Origin of the sequence: Streptomyces sp. NPDC088261 (assembly GCF_044740805.1) — a bacterium.
Taxonomy (GTDB): domain Bacteria; phylum Actinomycetota; class Actinomycetes; order Streptomycetales; family Streptomycetaceae; genus Streptomyces.
The window spans coordinates 514,906-533,067 of record NZ_JBIURL010000003.1 but is presented as its reverse complement, the minus strand read 5'-3'; the positions used below and the strand labels follow the sequence as shown (position 1 = coordinate 533,067).

Below are 18,162 nucleotides of genomic sequence, written 5' to 3'. Positions count from 1 at the left end.
CTGCCCCCCAACTCCCCCGCCGCGTCAGCCGATCCGGCGGTGGACGTTCTCCCGCCCGGACGGGCCCGGTGTCGCGTCCGCGATCCAGGGGCCGTCCCCGCTGGGGTCGACGATGCCCTCCTCCAGCCAGGTGTACGTACCGGACAGAACGCCGTCCACGACCTTGCGGTCGATCGCGTCCGTGTTGGACCAGAGCCGCGTGAACAGCTCCTCGACCCGGATCCTGGCCTGGCGGCAGAAGACGTCGGCCAGTTGGTACGCCTCGCGGCCGTGGTCGCCGCCGGTGCGCAGCATCTCGGCCCGTACGCAGGCCGCGCTCATCGCGAAGATCTCCGCGCCGATGTCCACGATCCGCCCCAGGAAGCCCTGTTTGGTCTCCATGCGGCCCTGCCAGCGGGACATCGCGTAGAACGTGGACCGGGCCAGCTTGCGCGAGGTCCGCTCGACGTACCGCAGGTGGACCGACAGGTCGGCGTGTCCGCTCGGGTGGAACTCCGCGTACGAGCCGGGGAGTTGGCCCGTACCGGCGACGAGCTTGGGCAGCCAGCGGGCGTAGAACCGGCCCGCCTGCGCCCCCGCCTTCGCCTTGTCCGAGAGGGACTTGTCGGGATCGATGATGTCGCCGGCCACCGCGAGATGGGCGTCGACGGCCTCGCGGGCGATCAGCAGGTGCATGATCTCCGTCGAGCCCTCGAAGATGCGGTTGATGCGCATGTCCCGGAGCATCTGCTCGGCGGGGACGGCCCGTTCGCCGCGCGCGGCCAGCGACTCGGCGGTCTCGAAGCCCCGGCCGCCGCGGATCTGGACCAGTTCGTCGGCCATCCGCCAGCCCATCTCGGAGCCGTACAGCTTGGCCAGCGCGGCTTCGATCCGGATGTCGTTGCGGTCCTCGTCGGCCATCTGCGAGGAGAGGTCGACCACCGCCTCCAGCGCGAACGTGGTCGCCGCGATGAAGGAGATCTTCTCGCCCACGGCCTCGTGGCGGGCGACCGGCCTGCCCCACTGCTCGCGGGCCCCCGACCACTCGCGGGCGACCTTGAGGCACCACTTGCCCGCGCCGACACACATGGCGGGCAGGGAGAGGCGTCCGGTGTTCAGGGTGGTGAGCGCGATCCTGAGGCCCGCGCCCTCCTCGCCGATACGGTTCGCCGCCGGGACGCGGACCTGGTGGAAGCGGGTCACGCCGTTCTCCAGGCCGCGCAGGCCCATGAAGGCGTTGCGGTGCTCGACCGTGATGCCCGGGGAGCCGGCCTCGACGACGAACGCCGTGATGCCGCCCTTGTGGCCCTCGGACCTCGGCACGCGGGCCATCACCACGAGGAGGTCGGCGACGACGCCGTTGGTGGTCCACAGTTTCACGCCGTCGAGCACGTACTCGTCGCCGTCCGGGACGGCCGCGGTGGCCAGCCTGGCGGGGTCGGAGCCCACGTCGGGCTCGGTGAGGAGGAAGGCGGAGATGTCCGTACGGGCCAGGCGCGGCAGGAAGGTGTCCTTCTGCTCCTGGGTGCCGAACATCTTGAGCGGCTGCGGTACGCCGATCGACTGATGGGCGGAGAGCAGCGCGCCGACGGCGGGGTTCGCGGAGCCCACGAGGGAGAGGGCCTTGTTGTAGTACACCTGGGTGAGGCCGAGACCGCCGTACTTGACGTCGATCTTCATGCCGAGCGCGCCCAGCTCCTTGAGGCCGGCGATCACCTCGTCGGGGATCCTGGCCTCGCGCTCGATGAGGGCGGCGTCGATCTCCCGGTCGCAGAACTCACGCAGCTTGGCCAGGAACGCCTCCCCCCGCCTGACGTCCTCGGACGCGGGCACGGGGTGCGGGTGGATGAGGTCGAGGCGGAAGCGGCCGAGGAACATCTCCTTGGCGAAGCTGGGCTTGCGCCAGCCCTGCTCACGGGCGTCCTCGGCGACCTGTCGGGCCTCACGCTCGGAGACTGTGGGCCTGCCCTGCGGGTCCTTCGGTGCGGATGCTTCTGAGGGTGCGGATGGGGCGGACATGAGGAACTCACCTCGCCGCGGTGTCGGGAGCGATGGACGGGTACCGGCCGGTTCTACTCGTCCGTATCTACCCGATATCCGACAGGTCCACCAGTGGTGGGCCGACCGATCGATCGGCCCACCACGGTCGCGTGCGCCTGTCAGAGGTCCAGGCCCGTCAGGACCATCACCCGCTCGTACGTGTAGTCCTCCATGGCGAACCGCACACCCTCGCGGCCGACGCCGGACTGCTTGGCACCGCCGTACGGCATCTGGTCGGCGCGGTACGAGGGCACGTCGCCGATGATCACGCCGCCGACCTCCAGGGCGCGGTGGGCGCGGAAGGCGGCCTGGAGATCGTGGGTGAACACCCCTGCCTGGAGGCCGTACTTGGATTCGTTCACGGCCTCGAAGGCGGCCTCCTCGCCCGTCACGCTGCGGAGCGTGAGGACCGGGCCGAAGACCTCCTCGCAGGCCAGCGTGACGTCGTCGGGGACGTCGGCGAGGACGGTGGGCGCGTACGAGGAGCCGTCCCGCTTGCCGCCCGTCAGCAGGCGGGCGCCCGCCTGTACGGCTTCGTCCACCCAGGACTCGACGCGCCGGGCGGCGTCCTCGCTGACGAGCGGGCCGACGTCGGTGGTCTCGTCGGACGGGTCGCCGGTGACCTGGGCCTCGACGGCGGCGACGATCCTCGGCACGAGCCGCTCGTACACGGCCGCGTCCGCGATCACGCGCTGCACGGAGATGCAGGACTGGCCGCCCTGGTAGTTCGAGAACGTGGCGATGCGGGTCGCCGCGTGGTCGAGGTCCTGGTCGCTCGCGTAGTCGGCGAGGACGACGGCGGCGCCGTTGCCGCCGAGTTCGAGCGTGCAGTGCTTGCGCGGGACGGAGTCCATGATCGCGTAGCCGACCTTGTCGGAGCCGGTGAACGAGATCACCGGCAGCCGGTCGTCTTGGACGAGCGCGGGCATCCGGTCGTTCGGCACGGGCAGGACCGACCAGGCGCCGGCCGGCAGGTCCGTCTCGGCCAGCAGCTCGCCGAGGAGCAGCGCGGACAGGGGCGTCGCGGGGGCGGGCTTGAGGATGATCGGGGTGCCGACGGCGAGGGCGGGGGCGACCTTGTGGGCGCACAGGTTGAGCGGGAAGTTGAACGGCGCGATGCCGAGGACGACGCCCTTGGGGAAACGCCGGGTCAGCGCGAGGCGGCTGGCGCCGCCGGGGTCGGTGTCGAGGCGCTGCGCCTCGCCGCCGTTGAACCGGCGGGCCTCCTCGGCGGCGAACCGGAACACGGAGACGGCGCGGCCGGCCTCGCCCCTGGCCCACTTGAGGGGCTTGCCGTTCTCGGCGGAGATGAGGCGGGCGATCTCCTCGGCGCGGTCGCCGAGGCGGCGCGATACGTGGTCGAGGGCGGCCGCCCTCTGGTGCGCGGGCGTCGCGGCGAAGACGCCGCGCACGGCGTGGGCGGCGGCGACGGCCTCCTCGACCTGCTGCTCGGTCGGCACGGCGACGGTGCCGACGGGGCGGCCGTCCCAGGGGGAGGTCACGTCGAAGGCGTCCTCGCCGGTGGCCTGGCGGCCGGCGAGCCAGAAGGCGGTGGTGGGAGTCATGGGTCCACGGTAGGGGTGGGCGGGGGTGGGGTTTCTTGGCCACGGTGGAGTGGTGGCGGGTCGGTGGTGGCCACTTTGGCGGTCCCGCGTTGCGGTAGATGTTGCCCTCGCGCCGGACGGGCGTCTGCGTCCCGGTGGTGCGCGCGGTTTCCTGCTTGTCCTCAAGCGCCGGACGGGCTTGGTGGTGGCGCCTGCCCGGTGCGCGGGCGCGGCTCACTGATGTCCTCAATCGCCGGACGGGCTTGATGGTGCCCGCTGCGGCCCGGTGCCCCCAGTGCGGGTCGGTTGCCGGGGGCCGGTCAGGGGCCGTGTCCTGCACTGCATGTTTTACGTCGCGTGCGGCCGGTCGTATTGGTTGACGTTCGCCATGCGACACAAAACACGCTTTACGTTCCGGACACGACCCCTGCCCGTCCCCCTTCCAGGCCCGCGTCACTACCCGGCCCGCTCCGGGGCGGAGCTGGAGGCAGCCCGGACCCGCACCGGGGCATTTCAAGCCGGTCCGGCGCTTGAGGACATCGGTAACCCGCACCCGGCACCAACGCGGAGGCCACAGTCCAGCCCGTCCCGACGCCCCTCCAGCCCGCCCGGACGCCCCCTCAAGCCCGTCCGGCGATTGAGGACATCCGTAACCCGCACCCGCGCACCGCGCAGGGCACCATCCAGCCCGTCCGGCGCTTGAGGACATCGGTAAGCCGCGCCCGCGCAACGGACCTCAGGGACCCCGGGGCGGGCGGGGTCGTTCAGCTCACCCTCGGCGTGAGGGGGGTGGGGTCGGAGGAGGTGCGTGTGGCCGGACGTAAAGCGTGTTTTGTGGCGCATGACTACCGTCAAACAAAACAAGGGCCCGCACGCGCCGTAAAACATGCAGTCCGGACATACGTACCTCCGCAGGCCCCGCCCCCCGTCACCACGACACACCCAGCCCGTCCGGCGATTGAGGACAAAAGAAGGAAACCGCGCCCACCACCGGGGCGCGCACGCCCGTCCAGCGCGAGGACACATGAGACGCCGCGCCCACCACCGCCGCGCAGACGCCCGTCCGGCGTGAGGACATCGCTCCTCGCTACCTCTCCGTCGTCTTGAGCGACAGCCACAGCTCCATCCGCACATCCGGGTCGTCCAAGGAACGACCCAGGATCTCCTCCACCCTCCGCATCCGATAGCGGAGCGTATGCCGGTGGACGCCCAGATCCGCCGCCGCCGCGTCCCACTGGCCGTGGCGCGACAGCCACGCCCGGAGCGACGCCACCAGATCGCCCCGGCCCTTCGCGTCGTGTTCGTACAGCGCCCGCAGCAGGCCGTCCGCGAACGCCCGTACCGCGTCGTCCGCCAGGAGCGGGAGGATCGAGCCCGCCGCCAGCTCCTCGTGCTCGACCAGCACCCGCCCCCGCCGCCGCGCCACGGACAGCGCCGCCTCGGCCTGTTTGTACGCGCCGCCCACCGCGATGGGCCCCGTGGGCGCCGAGAGCCCGATCACGACGCCGCCGACCGCAGCGCCCCCCGCGGCCGCCACCACCGCGCCCCCGTCCACCGCGAGCACCGCGAGCCGCTCCCCGTCCGGTACCGCCAGCACCGCCTCGCCCGCCCGCGCCCCTGCCGCCTCCAGCGTGTCCGCCAGGGCCTCCAGGGCGCCGGGCTCCGTCGTGTCGGAGTCCGGTTCGGCGATCAGCAGGCGGAACGGCGCGTCGAGGAGGCCGCCGTACAGCTCGCCCGCCACGGAGCGGGCGTGGTCGGGCTGCCCGGACAGCAGCATCCGCAGGACCGCCGCGCCGAGCCGCTGCTCGGCCTCGCGGAGGGCACGAGAGCGCTCGGTGGTGAGCGTGAGGAGGGCGACCGCCGAGTGCACCGCGTACCGCTCGGCGGTGCCCAGCGCCGCCCCCGTACCGACCGCCAGCGCTCCGCCGGCCCGGCGGCCCGTGCCGAGGGACTGGAGTTCGACCCGGTCCTCGGCGCCGTCGCCGTGGCCCGTGTGCCCGACGACGACGCTCGCCGGCGCGGGCCGCTCCCGCAGCCGTTCGACGTCCGCCGTCAGCCGGGCCGCGCGCCTGGCCGCCCACTCCGGCGCGGCGGCGACGACCGCGCCGGTCGCGTCGTACAGCGCCGCCCAGCCGTCCACGTGCGCCGCGAGCCGGGCGAGCAGCGCGGCGGGTCCGTCGGCGAGCGCGGCGCGGGTCAGTTCACGCTGGGCCTCGAAGCCCGCCGTCACGGCCCGGTACTGGTCCGCCGCGATCGCCGCCGACACGGCCTTGCTGATGGCCAGGAAGGGCGTGCGCCGGGGCACTTCGAGCAGGGGGAGCCCTTCGGCGCGCGCCGCGGCGATCAGCGCCTCCGGGACGGAGTCGTAGTTCACGCCCACCGCGAAGCCGAGCCCGGCCACCCCCGCGCCGACGAGCCGCCGTACGTACGCCGTCATCGCGGCCGGGTCCTCCGCGTCCAGTGTGGTGGCCGTGACCAGGAGCAGTTCGCCGCCCTCCATGTACGGGACGGGGTCGGCCAGCTCGCTGGCGTGGGCCCAGCGCACGGGCGTCCGCAGCAGCTCCTCGCCCGCGCGCACCCGAAGGTGGAGGGCCGAGTGCTGCACGAGCGAGGCGAGCGTGGGCGGCATGGCGGGACCGAGGCCTTTGTCTGGGAACGTCGGGACGTCCGGGAAACCGGCGGGCGAGTACGCCGTCCCGTACGAACGGCGTCCTCCAATCCTGCCAGCTTGTACGAACGCCGTGCCGGTCTCAGCCGCCGAGATCCACCAGCAGCGGCGGCGCGTGCTCGCCGCCGACCGTGCGCAGCGACAGCACGGCGTGCCCGGCGGGAACCGCGTGCGCCAGGTCGGAGGCGGACCAGCGCTCGCGTTCGACCTGCCGTACGGTCACCGCGTCCGTCGTCACGGCCTTGCCGGTGACCAGTTTGCGGAAGGCGTGGATGGCCCGGGTCAGCGGTTGGTCCGCGAAGACCGTGCGCTGGGTGACGTCCCGGGTCTCGACCCATTCGGTGCCCCACGCCTCGGCGAACCGCTTGCCGTCCCAGGTCGTGATCCCGGAGAACGCCATCCGGCAGCCGACGGCCCCGAGCAGGGAGGTGTGCAGTGCTTCCGGTACGTCATCGAGCGTACGGAGAGTGAGCACGGCGCCCGCGTTGGCGGACCGCAGCCGCTGTACGCCGCGCAGTGTCCCGGCGGTGAGGGTACGGGTGGCGTCGTCCAGGACGAGGCAGGCGAAGAGCGAACGGTCGGCCCGGACGGCGGCGTTGGCGGTGAACTGGGCGAGGATCAGCCGCGCCAGCATCCGGGAGGCTTCGGCGTGGCCGCGCTCGGGCAGGTCGATGCGGACCCGCAGCGGGTGCTCCAGCGTGCGCAGGGAGAACGGCCTGGTCCGGCCGCTGGTGTCGAAGAACCCGGCGAAGGCGGGGCGGTCGAGCAGCGCGATCCGGTCGGCCAGCGCGGGGCCCGGGTCGCCGGGGGTGCCCGACTGGCGTTCCCTGGTGTCGAGTTCGCGCCGCATGCCGTACTGGCCCTGGGTGTCGAGCGCCTCGCGCAGGGCGGCCAGGGCGGTGGGTTCGCCGTCGAGCAGTTCCCGCAGTTCCGGTACGGACGGCAGGCGGCCGTGGGCGGCGCGGAAGGGGCCGAGCAGCTGGGCGAGGGCGGTGGTGGCGCGCCGGCCGTCGGTGTCGGCGAGGTCGCCGACCAGGCCTTCGGCCAGGAGGGTGGCGGCTTCGTCCGGGTCGTTGGTGCCGCCGTACAGGTCGAGGTCGTACGCGGAGGCGGGGTCGCCGAGGCGCACGACGACGTCGTACGCGTCGTCGGGGCCGAGACGGGTGCCGGTGGCGCAGACGGCGATGACGGCGGCGCGTCCGGCGAGGGCCTGGAGGGCGAGGGATTCGACGACGGGGCGGACGAGGGCGCGGGTCTTGCCCGTGCCGGGCGGGCCGACGGCCAGCAGGGAGGTGCCGAGCAGGTCGGGGTCGAGGGCCAGTCCGGTCCCGCGGCGGGCGTACGGGTTGCGCTGCCCGTCCTGGACCGTGCCGAGCAGCACCTGCCGCCCGAGCAGGTCGTGCCGGGCCGCGCGGACGGGGAGGTCGCGGGCGTGGGAGGGGTGGACGCAGGCGGCGGCGCCGTGGGCGCGGACCTCGTCGGTGAAGGCGGTGAGGCGGGAGGGGTCGGCCCGTACGGACTGCCAGGCGCGGCGGATCCGGGTGTAGTCGACGTCGTTCATCCGCCCGTCCCGCACCTCGGCGGCGAGCCGCGCGGCGGTCTCCCCCTGCCCGGCGGCCCGCAGCTCGGGCCACTCGGCGAGATCGTCCTCGGGGCCCGGCGGGGCGGGGGCGGTCGCGGCGGTCTCGGCGCGGTGGCCGAGGACGCGGCGGGCGAGCTCGGCCCAGCGGCCGAGGCGGCCGAAGACGACGAGCAACACGACGACGACGATGCCGTAGTACACGTACGCGGCGACGACGGACGGCATCGAGCCGCGCCAGGAGTCCGGGGTGAACATGTAGAGCGGCCAGAGCCAGAAGCCGCCGAGGTACATGTTCCACAGGAGCGACCAGAGCAGCAGACCGGCGAGGAGCGAGATGAGGGCGCCGCTGACGAGCTGGCGGATCGGCGTGCGCTCGGGTTCCTCGGCGGGGCGCGCCACATGGCCGTACGCCCAGACTCCCGGCCCGTCCGCGAGCCGCGGTGTGTGGAGCCATTCGCGCAGGGTGGGGCCCATGACGGGGGCGTGCCCCGGTGCGGGCGGCGGGCCGGGGACGGTCGGGGGGGTGGTCGGAGGCAGGGCCGGCATGGGCGGCGGCGGTCCCGCGGGGCGGGGCACGGGGTTGCCGCGTGTCCCCCGGGAGTCCCCCCTCGCGTCGCCCCGCGCCTCGTACGTGCCGTCGGTGTCCATGAGCTCCTGCCCCCTGACCAGCCAGGTCCGATCTGTGTACCCGACTCAATGTATGGCCATCGCACTGCGTTGACGGGTAGTTGGCGCTTCCGTCGTCGCACAGGTGTCGCCCCTCCCCCACCCCCGCCCACCCCCCTATGTCCGCCACGGACAAACGACACGCCCGGATCACTACCGAACGGCGCATGCCCGGGGCGGTGTCGCGCGCCTAGCCTGCGGGGAAAGCGCCGCGTCCACGTCCGAGTCCGGAGCATCGCCGGAGCACCCCCCAGGAGCCCCTCATGACCGCCATCCCGCAGGAGCGCCGTCTTGTCACCGCCATCCCAGGACCCCGGTCGCTGGAGTTGCAGGCCCGGCGCGCCGCCGTGGTCGCCGCCGGGGTGGCGTCCACGCTGCCCGTGTTCGCCGCGCGCGCCGGGGGCGGGGTCCTGGAGGACGTGGACGGGAACCGGCTGATCGACTTCGGGTCCGGGATCGCGGTCACCACGGTCGGCGCCAGCGCCGAGGCCGTCGTGCGCCGGGCCACCGCGCAGCTCGCGGACTTCACCCACACCTGTTTCATGGTCACGCCGTACGAGGGGTACGTGGAGGTCTGCGAGCGGCTCGCCGAGCTGACCCCCGGCGACCACGCGAAGAAGTCCGCGCTGTTCAACTCGGGCGCCGAGGCCGTCGAGAACGCCGTGAAGATCGCCCGCAGTTACACGAAGCGGCAGGCGGTGGTCGTGTTCGACCACGCGTACCACGGCCGTACGAACCTCACGATGGCGCTGACCTCGAAGAACATGCCGTACAAGAACGGCTTCGGACCGTTCGCCCCGGAGATCTACCGGGTGCCGGTCGCGTACGGCTACCGCTGGCCGACCGGCCCCGAGAACTGCGGCGCCGAGGCGTCCGCGCAGGCCATCGACCAGATCACCAAGCAGATCGGCGCCCAGAACGTCGCCGCGATCATCATCGAGCCGCTGCTCGGCGAGGGCGGTTTCATCGAGCCGGCCAAGGGGTTCCTGCCCGCGCTGGCGCGGTTCGCGAAGGACAACGGCATCGTGTTCGTGGCGGACGAGATCCAGTCCGGGTTCTGCCGTACGGGCCAGTGGTTCGCGTCCGAGGACGAGGGTGTCGTGCCCGACCTGATCACCACGGCGAAGGGCATCGCGGGCGGCCTGCCGCTCGCCGCCGTGACCGGCCGCGCGGAGATCATGGACGCGGCGCACGCGAGCGGGCTGGGCGGTACGTACGGCGGGAACCCGGTGGCCTGCGCCGCCGCGCTCGGCGCGATCGAGACGATGAAGGAGCTGGACCTCGTCGCGAGGGCCCGGCGCATCGAGGAGGTCATGAAGGCCCGGCTCTCCGCGATGAGCGAGAAGTACGACGTGATCGGCGACGTCCGGGGCCGCGGCGCGATGATCGCGATCGAGCTGGTGAGGGACCGGGTCACCAAGGAGCCGGACCCGGAGACGACCGGCGCGCTGGCGAAGGCGTGCCACGCGGAGGGTCTGCTGGTCCTCACCTGCGGTACGTACGGCAACGTGCTGCGCTTTCTGCCGCCGCTGGTGATCGGCGAGGACCTGCTCAACGAGGGCCTGGACGTCATCGAGGCGGCGCTCGCCGCTCTCTGAGCCGGAGCGAAACGGGTGTCATGGTCGGGAGTCGCTGGTCAGGGCGTGTGAAGAAGGTGTGCGAGGGCGATGGCGGGTCCGTTCTGCCGCTGTCCGTCGTCCGCGCCCTGACGTACGGTTTGCGCAGATGAGAGAAACACCCCGCTCGCAGGGGACTGCGGGCGACACCGGTTCGGGGCGTCCCCAGCACCGTTCCGGCCGTGCCTTCGCGCACACCACCGGGGCTTCGGGCTCCGGGTCTCCTCACGGATCGGACGGCCGCACGGCCCAAACCCCCCGGGGCGTGCGGCACACCGGTCCTGTCGGCCGCCCTGGAACCACCCCCCCTGTTCCAGGGCGGCCGCTCTCTCATCGGTCCGGGCGTCTCTTCGGAGTCCTGTCCCGCTCCCTCGCGGTCCTGTCCCGCCTCTTCTCGGTCTTCTCCGTTCCACGCCGTCCGTGGCGGTCCCGGCGCGCGTGGCTCTTCGCGCTGTGCGCGGTCCTCTTCGCCCTCGTCACCTGGCAGGCCGCCGCCGGCGGTCCCGTACGCCGGGCCGACGAGCGCCTGGAGCTGTCCCTCGCGGGGCACGGCCCCCGGCCCCTGACCGAACTCCTCGCCGATCTCGGCGGTGTGGTCGTCGCCCTGCCCGTCCTGGCGCTGGCTCTCGGGTACGTGGTGTGGCGCGGGCGGCCCGACCGGGCCCTCGCCGCCGTGCTCACCATGGTGGCCGTGCCCGTCCTGGTCGTCCCGCTCAAGTTCTGGATCGACCGGCGGGGGCCGCTGACCGACGCCACCGGGTACTACCCGTCGGGCCATACGGCGACCGCGATGGTCGCGTACGGGGCGGCGGCGCTGCTCCTCGCCCCGTATGCCGGCCGGAAACGCACGGTGCCCGTCGCCGTCCTGCTCACCCTGGCGACGGGCACCGGTCTGCTCCTGCGTGGCTACCACTGGCCGCTGGACGTCCTCGGCAGTCTCGCGCTCGGCGGGATGCTGCTGCTCCTGCTGGACCGGGCGCTGCGGGCGGCGGACTCCCGGCGCGCGGAACGGTCAGGGAAGACGGCGGGCGTCAGCGGTCACGGGAAGTAGGCGTCGAAGTTCCGGGAGAACTCCTGGCCGTTGAACCGGTCCCAGTTGATCGACCACGTCATCAGGCCGCGCAGCGCGGGCCAGGTGCCGTGGGTCTGGTAGGAACCGCAGTCCGTCTTCTTGGTGAGGCAGTTCAGCGCCTTGTTGACCTCGGCCGGGGTGGTGTAGCCGTTGCCCGCCTGGGTGGAGGCCGGGAGGCCGATGGCGACCTGGTCGGGGCGCAGCGCCGGGAAGACCCGTGACGTGTCGCCGGCCACCGGGAAGCCGGTGAGCAGCATGTCGGTCATGGCGATGTGGAAGTCGGCGCCGCCCATGGAGTGGTACTGGTTGTCGAGGCCCATGATCGAGCCCGAGTTGTAGTCCTGGACGTGCAGCAGGGTCAGGTCGTCGCGCAGGGCGTGGATGACCGGCAGGTACGCGCCGGCGCGCGGGTCCTGGCCGCCCCAGGGGCCGGAGCCGTAGTACTGGTAGCCGAGCTGGACGAAGAAGGTCTCGGGGGCCATGGTGAGGACGAAGCCCGCGCCGTACTTGGCCTTGAGGGTCTTGATCGCGGAGATCAGGTTGACGATCACCGGGGTGGTGGGGCTGCGGAAGTCGGTGTCGCCGGTGTTGAGGGAGAGGGAGTGGCCCTCGAAGTCGATGTCCAGGCCGTTGAGGCCGTACTCGTCGATGATCTTCGAGACCGAGGAGACGAAGGTGTCGCGGGCGGCGGTCGTGGCGAGCTGGACCTGGCCGTTGGCGCCGCCGATGGAGATCAGCACCTTCTTGCCGGCCGCCTGCTTGGCCTTGATGGCGGCCTTGAACTCGGCGGCGGACTCGACGTTCGGGCATTCCGCGACCGGGCAGAGGCTGAACCGGATGTCGCCGGAGGTCACCGACGTGGGCTCGCCGAAGGCCAGGTTGATGACGTCCCAGGAGGCGGGGACGTCGGCCATGCGGGTGTAGCCGGAGCCGTTGGCGAAGCTGGAGTGGAGGTAGCCGACGAGGGCGTGCGCCGGCAGGGTCGTACCGCCGCCTCCGCCTCCGCCGCCCGAGGCGCTCGTGGTGGCGGAGACCGCCGGGGAGAGCGCGGAGGCGCCGCCGGAGTTGGTCGCGGCGACCTGGAAGCTGTACGCGGTGGACGCGTTGAGCCCGGAGACGGTCGCGGACGTGCCGGTGACGTCGAGGGCCTTGGTGCCGCCCCGGTAGACGGTGTAGCCGGTGGCGCCGGTGACGGCCGTCCAGGAGAGGCTGACCGAGGACGACGTGATGCCGGTGGACCTCAGGCCGGTGGGGACGGCCGGGGGCTGGGCGGGCGTTCCGCCGGGGCCGACGAGCGTGAGGTCGTCGGCGTAGTAGGCGGGGGTGCCGTACCAGCCGTTGAGGTAGACCGTCACGGACCGGGTGGACGGGCCCGTGCGGAACGTGGTGGTGAGCTTCTGCCAGTCGGGCGCGGACTGCGTCCAGGTGGAGACGTCGGTGGTGCCGGTGCCCGAGGCGCCGAGGTAGACGTAGCTGCCGCGGACCCAGGAGCTCAGCGTGTACGCGGAGTCGGGCTGGACCGTCACGGTCTGGGAGCACTTGGCGTTGTCGTTGCCCGCGGGCGTGCCGCGCAGGGCGCCGGTGCCGGCGTGGACGGGGGTGGTGACGGCCGCGCCGCTGCCCGCCGTACAACTCCAGCCGCTCAGGCCGGACTCGAAGCCGCCGTTGACGGCGACGTTCACGTCGGCGGCGTGCGCGGACTGCGCGGTGGCGACGAGGCCGCCCGCGGCGAGCAGGGCCGCCGTGAGGGCGGCCACCAGTCTGGGGTACCGGGCAGGACGTCTCGTACGTTCCACAACTGCCTCCGGGCATGGGGGAAATGAGGGGGCGGGTGGCGCACAGCATGGTCCAGACCAATTGGTGTGGTCAAGACCTCTGAGGGCATCGGCCGCGCATCGGCCGCGCCACGCGCCGTTCCCCCTCCCGCCACCCGCCGGACGAGCCCTAACCCGCCGCCGCCTCGTGCATCGCCAGCTCCAGCAGCGCGGGATCGGTCAGGGTGCCCGAGCCGTCCGGCGGGATCAGCCAGCGCACCCCGCCGCTGGCCCGTCCGGGGTACGGCACGACGATCCAGGTGCCGTGACCCGCGCCGCGCACCCCCGTACCGAGCCAGCGGGTCGCCGTGCCCGGGGGTACGAAGAACCCCATGCGGGAGTCGCCGAAGTCGGCGAGGACCGGGCCCGGCCGGTCGATGAGCCGGGTGAGCACGTCGAGCGTCGGATAGCCCAGCTCCCCCGGCAGAATCAGTACGTCCCAGCGCCGCCCGGCCGGCAGCAGCGCCACCCCGAGCGGGCTGCGCTCCCACTCCCACCGGCAGGCATCCGGATCCGGTGCCACCGATACCAGCCACTCCACCGCGCTCTTGGCCCCCGAGCCAGTCATCTGTCCGGCCTCCCATCCGTGTTGTTGGACAGTACGTCCATACGGGGGGAGACACAGGTGGCGCCCGATGATGACGCGGGTTCGGCAGGCCAATTGAAACGCGCGGCCCAACCTACTGACGGGGCAACCGAATTGCGAGTCCGCGGGCGTCGCGGGTCCGGCGGCCCGCGGCTCAGCTGTCGAAGCCGAGCCCCAGCCGGTCCATGGTCCGCAGCCACACGTTGCGCCGCCCGGCGTGCGCGTCGGCGCGGGCCAGCGACCACTTGGTGAGGCCGATCCCGGCCCAGGCGGCGGGTTCCGGCGGGAACGGCAGGGGTTTGGTGCGCACCATCTCCAGCTCGGTGCGTTCGGTCCGCTCGCCCGCCAGCAGGTCGAGCATCACCTCCCCGCCGAAGCGGGTGGCCCCGACCCCGAGGCCGGTGTACCCGGCGGCGTACGCGACCCGGCCGTCGTACGCCGTGCCGAAGAAGGCCGAGAAGCGCGAGCAGGTGTCGATCGCCCCGCCCCAGGCATGGCTGAAACGGATCCCCTCCAGTTGCGGGAAGCAGCGGAAGAAGTGGGAGGCGAGCGTCAGGTACGTCTCGGGGCGGTGGTCGAGGGAGGCGTCGAGCCGGCCTCCGTACGGGTAGATCGCGTCGTAACCGCCCCACAGGATCCGCTGGTCGGCGGTGATACGGAAGTAGTGGAACCGGTTCGCGCTGTCGCCGAGGCCCTGGCGGTTGCGCCAGCCCACCGAGGCGAGCTGGGCGTCCGTCAGCGGCTCGGTCGTCAGGGCGTAGTCGTACACCGGCACCGTGTACGGCCGCACCCGCTTGACCAGCGACGGGAAGACGTTGGTGCCGAGGGCGACCCGGCGGGCGAAGACCCGTCCGTACGGGGTGCGGACCGCCATGCCGGTGGCCGTGCGGGCCAGTTCCAGGCCGCGCGTGTTCTCGTAGATCCGCACACCCAGGGCGGTGACGGCCCGCTTGAGGCCCCACACCAGCTTCGCCGGGTGCAGCATCGCCACCCCGTAGGGGTCGTGCAGCCCGCCCAGGAACGTCGGGGAGTCGACCTCGGCCCTGACCGCGTCCCGGTCCAGTAGTTCGAGCCCGGTGGCGCCGGACCGTACCGCCGCCTCGTACGTCTCGCGCAGGTCGGCCAGCTGGTACGGCTCGGTCGCCACGTCGATCTCGCCGCTGCGCTCGAAGTCGCAGTCCAGGGAGTAGCGGGCGACGGCCGCCTCGATGGCGTCGAGGTTGCGCGCCCCCAGCTCTTCGAGGGTCGCCAGCTCACCGGGCCAGCGGGCGAGGCCGTTGCTGAACCCGTGGGTGAGGGAGGCGGCGCAGAAGCCGCCGTTGCGGCCCGAGGCGGCCCAGCCCGCCTCGTGGCCCTCGATCAGCACGACCTCGCGGTCCGGGTCGCGCTCCTTGGCGAGGAGCGCGGTCCACAGCCCGCTGTACCCGCCGCCGATGACCAGCAGGTCGCAGCGCTCGTCGCCGGCGAGGGCGGGCAGGGCCCCGGGGCGGCCGGGGTCGTCCAGCCAGTACGAGAGGGGCTGCGCGTCGGACAGTGAGGCGGCGGCGGTACGCATGGCGCTTGGGGCCATGTCTTCCAACTCCCTCGGAGCTTCCAGGTGGTGGTGCTTTCAGGCGGTGGTGACGTTTCCGGGTGACGGTGGAGTGCTCAGGTGGTCGCGGCCGTCTTCCGCCGGCGGTTGCTGATCAGCTGACCCCCGCCCACCAGCGCTACGGCAATGATGAACATCGCCGTGCCGATCACGTTGATCTGCACCGGCGTGCCGCGCTGCGCCGAGCCCCAGACGAACATGGGGAAGGTGACGGTCTGCCCGGCGTTGAAGTTCGTGATGATGAAGTCGTCGAACGACAGCGCGAACGCGAGCAGCGCGCCCGCCGCGATGCCGGGCGCGGCGATCGGCAGGGTGACCCGTACGAACGTCTGCACCGGCCCCGCGTAGAGGTCGCGGGCCGCCTCTTCGAGCCGGGGGTCCATGGACAGGACCCGCGCCTTGACGGCCGTCACCACGAAGCTGAGGCAGAACATGATGTGCGCGATGAGGATGGTCGTGAAGCCCAGCTGCGCGCCCAAATTGAGGAAGAGCGTGAGCAGCGAGGCCGCCATGACCACCTCGGGCATCGCCATCGGCAGGAAGATCAGCGAGTTGATCGCGCCGCGCGCCCGGAAGCGGTAGCGGACCAGCGCGAAGGCGATCATCGTGCCGAGGACGGTGGCGCCGATCGTGGCGAAGGTGGCGAGCCGCAGCGACAGGCTCAGCGAGCCGCACAGGTCGGCCACCCCGCACGGGTCCTTCCAGGCGTCCAGGGAGAAGGTCTGCCAGGAGTAGTTGAAGCGCCCCTGGGGCTTGTTGAAGGAGAAGACCATCACGACGACGTTCGGGACGATCATGTACGCGAGCGTCAGCAGGCCCGCGATGACGACCAGGTTCCGCCTGATCCAGCGAACGGCACCCATCAGAGCAGTTCCTCCGTCCCCGCGCGGCGGATGTAGAAGGTGACCATCAGCAGGACGACGGCCATCAGGATGAAGGACAGCGCGGCCGCCGTCGGATAGTCGAGGACCCGAAGGAACTGCGTCTGGATGACGCTGCCGATCATCTTCGTGTCGGTGGAGCCGAGCAGTTCCGCGTTGACGTAGTCGCCGCTCGCCGGGATGAAGGTGAGCAGCGTGCCGGAGACGACGCCCGGCAGGGAGAGCGGGAAGGTCACCTTGCGGAAGGTGGTCAGGGGCCGGGCGTAGAGGTCGCCCGCGGCTTCGTGGAGCCGGCCGTCGATCCGCTCCAGCGAGGTGTAGAGCGGCAGGATCATGAACGGCAGGAAGTTGTACGTCAGACCGCAGACGACCGCCATCGGCGTGGCGAGGACGCGGTCGCCCTCGGTCCAGCCGAGCCAGCTGGTGACGTCCAGGAGGTGCAGCGAGTTGAGGACGCCGACGACCGGGCCGCCGTCGCTGAGGATCGTCTTCCAGGCGAGGGTGCGGATCAGGAAGCTGGTGAAGAACGGCGCGATGACCAGGACCAGCACCAGGTTGCGCCAGCGGCCGGCCTTGAAGGCGATGAGGTACGCGAGCGGGTAGCCGAGCAGCAGGCACAGGATCGTCGCCGTGCCCGCGTACAGCAGCGAGCGCACGAACTGGGGCCAGTACTCCTGGAGCGCGTCCCAGTACGTCTGGAAGTGCCAGGTGACCTCGAAGCCCGCTTCGAGCGACCCGGTCTGCACGGACGTGGAGGCCTGGTAGACGAGCGGCAGGGCGAAGAAGACCAGCAGCCAGAGGATGCCGGGCAGGAGCAGCCAGTACGGGACGAGCCGCTTGCGCCGGGACACCTTGTGCAGGGGGATCCCGTCGGGCGCCGCCGCCGGCGGGGTGGGCGGGCCCGGCGGCGCGGGCGGTGCTTCGGTGGCGGTCACGAGGCCTCCCCGTCCGCCGTCTCCGTACCGTCGGCTCCCGTCGTCCCGGCGCGCGCGGACTGCGCGGCGTCCAGGCCGAAGGTGTGCGCCGGGTTCCAGTGCAGGACGACCTCGGCGCCGGCCACCAGGCGGGTGTCGCGCTCGATGTTCTGCGCGTACACCTCCAGTCCGGCACCGGCCGGGCTGTCGATCACGTACTGCGTCGAGACGCCGATGAAGCTGGAGTCCACGATCCGGCCCGTGACGCGGTTGCGGCCGTCGGGGATGCTCCCGGCGTCGTCCGCGTGCGCGAGGGATATCTTCTCGGGGCGTACGCCGACGAGGAGTGTGCCGCCACTGGTCGTCGGCGCGGAACACCGGCCCGCCGGGAGCACCAGCTTGGCGCCGCCGACCGTCACCACCACGTCGCCGCCGTTCTTCTCGGCGACCTCGGCCTCGATGAGGTTGGAGGTGCCGAGGAAGTTGGCGACGAAGGTGGTGTTGGGGTTCTCGTACAGGTCGGCGGGGCTGCCCAGCTGCTCCACCACCCCGCCGTTCATCACCGCGACCGTGTCGGCCATCGTCATGGCCTCCTCCTGGTCGTGGGTGACGTGGATGAAGGTGATGCCGACCTCGGTCTGGATCCGCTTCAGCTCCAGCTGCATCGTGCGGCGCAGCTTGAGGTCGAGGGCGCCCAACGGCTCGTCGAGCAGCAGCACCTGCGGGTGGTTGATCAGGGCGCGGGCGACGGCGACGCGCTGCTGCTGGCCGCCGGAGAGCTGGTGGGGCTTGCGCCGGGCGAAGTCGCCGAGCTGGACGAGGTCGAGCATGTCGCCGACCTGCTTGCGTACGGACTTCACACCGCGGCGGCGCAGCCCGAAGGCGACGTTCTCGTAGATGTCGAGGTGCGGGAAGAGCGCGTAGCTCTGGAAGACGGTGTTGACGGGGCGCTTGTACGGCGGCAGGTCGGTGACGTCCTTGTCGCCGAGGAAGACCGAGCCCGTGGTCGGTTCCTCCAGTCCCGCGATCATCCGCAGGGTGGTGGTCTTGCCACAGCCGGAGGCGCCGAGGAGCGCGAAGAACGAGCCCTGGGGCACGGTGAGGTCGAGCGGTTTGACGGCGTGGAAGGAGCCGTACGTCTTGCTGATCCCGGTGAGGCGGACGTCGTCGCCGCCGTGGCCGGTGGGTGCGGTCTCTGTCATGGGTCAC

General features: G+C 72.2%; 12 protein-coding genes. 2 read left to right on the top strand and 10 right to left on the bottom strand.

Translation table 11 applies throughout. The features are described 5' to 3' along the window. Positions 1–24: 24 nt before the first annotated feature. From ACIODU_RS09535 to ACIODU_RS09520, 4 genes are all read right to left on the bottom strand, one after another. Positions 25–1,998 carry an acyl-CoA dehydrogenase family protein gene (locus ACIODU_RS09535; RefSeq protein WP_401765754.1) on the bottom strand — a complete coding sequence of 658 codons (1,974 nt, stop codon included), beginning with the start codon at positions 1,996–1,998 and terminating at the stop codon, positions 25–27. A gap of 140 nt (positions 1,999–2,138) precedes the next feature. Continuing rightward, positions 2,139–3,584 carry an aldehyde dehydrogenase family protein gene (locus ACIODU_RS09530; protein WP_401765751.1) on the bottom strand — a complete coding sequence of 482 codons (1,446 nt, stop codon included), beginning with the start codon at positions 3,582–3,584 and terminating at the stop codon, positions 2,139–2,141. A 1,066-nt stretch (positions 3,585–4,650) separates the two neighbouring features. Continuing rightward, complete coding sequence (locus ACIODU_RS09525; protein ID WP_401765748.1) at positions 4,651–6,192, bottom strand: PucR family transcriptional regulator; 1,542 nt, start codon at positions 6,190–6,192, stop codon at positions 4,651–4,653. 121 nt (positions 6,193–6,313) lie between these two features. Continuing rightward, positions 6,314–8,461: an ATP-binding protein gene (locus ACIODU_RS09520; RefSeq protein WP_401765746.1), complete on the bottom strand. Its 2,148-nt coding sequence runs from the start codon at positions 8,459–8,461 to the stop codon at positions 6,314–6,316. A 281-nt stretch (positions 8,462–8,742) separates the two neighbouring features. On the opposite strand from ACIODU_RS09520, the gene gabT reads away from it, so the two are divergent. After that, positions 8,743–10,077, top strand: a complete 1,335-nt coding sequence (gene gabT / locus ACIODU_RS09515; RefSeq protein ID WP_356432396.1) for a 4-aminobutyrate--2-oxoglutarate transaminase — start codon at positions 8,743–8,745, stop codon at positions 10,075–10,077. A 127-nt stretch (positions 10,078–10,204) separates the two neighbouring features. Next, positions 10,205–11,146: a phosphatase PAP2 family protein gene (locus ACIODU_RS09510; RefSeq protein ID WP_401765743.1), complete on the top strand. Its 942-nt coding sequence runs from the start codon at positions 10,205–10,207 to the stop codon at positions 11,144–11,146. Here the strand turns inward: ACIODU_RS09510 and ACIODU_RS09505 are convergent. From ACIODU_RS09505 to ACIODU_RS09480, 6 genes are all read right to left on the bottom strand, one after another. Then, positions 11,134–12,963: a chitinase gene (locus ACIODU_RS09505; RefSeq protein WP_401765741.1), complete on the bottom strand. Its 1,830-nt coding sequence runs from the start codon at positions 12,961–12,963 to the stop codon at positions 11,134–11,136. The two genes, ACIODU_RS09510 and ACIODU_RS09505, sit on opposite strands and share 13 nt — an antisense overlap. A 148-nt stretch (positions 12,964–13,111) precedes the next feature. Then, a complete protein-coding gene (locus ACIODU_RS09500; protein WP_356432390.1) occupies positions 13,112–13,549 on the bottom strand; it encodes a hypothetical protein in 438 nt (145 codons plus the stop codon). Positions 13,550–13,721: 172 nt separating this feature from the next. Further along, the gene (locus ACIODU_RS09495; protein ID WP_401765737.1) at positions 13,722–15,137 is read right to left on the bottom strand and encodes an NAD(P)/FAD-dependent oxidoreductase; all 1,416 of its coding nucleotides are present in this window, start codon (positions 15,135–15,137) and stop codon (positions 13,722–13,724) included. A gap of 77 nt (positions 15,138–15,214) precedes the next feature. Next, positions 15,215–16,021 carry an ABC transporter permease gene (locus tag ACIODU_RS09490; protein WP_401765734.1) on the bottom strand — a complete coding sequence of 269 codons (807 nt, stop codon included), beginning with the start codon at positions 16,019–16,021 and terminating at the stop codon, positions 15,215–15,217. Then, the gene (locus ACIODU_RS09485; protein WP_401765731.1) at positions 16,021–16,974 is read right to left on the bottom strand and encodes an ABC transporter permease; all 954 of its coding nucleotides are present in this window, start codon (positions 16,972–16,974) and stop codon (positions 16,021–16,023) included. The genes ACIODU_RS09490 and ACIODU_RS09485 overlap by 1 nt, the downstream gene beginning before the upstream one ends. Then, positions 16,971–18,155, bottom strand: a complete 1,185-nt coding sequence (locus tag ACIODU_RS09480; protein ID WP_356432382.1) for an ABC transporter ATP-binding protein — start codon at positions 18,153–18,155, stop codon at positions 16,971–16,973. The genes ACIODU_RS09485 and ACIODU_RS09480 overlap by 4 nt, the downstream gene beginning before the upstream one ends. Positions 18,156–18,162: the final 7 nt, after the last annotated feature.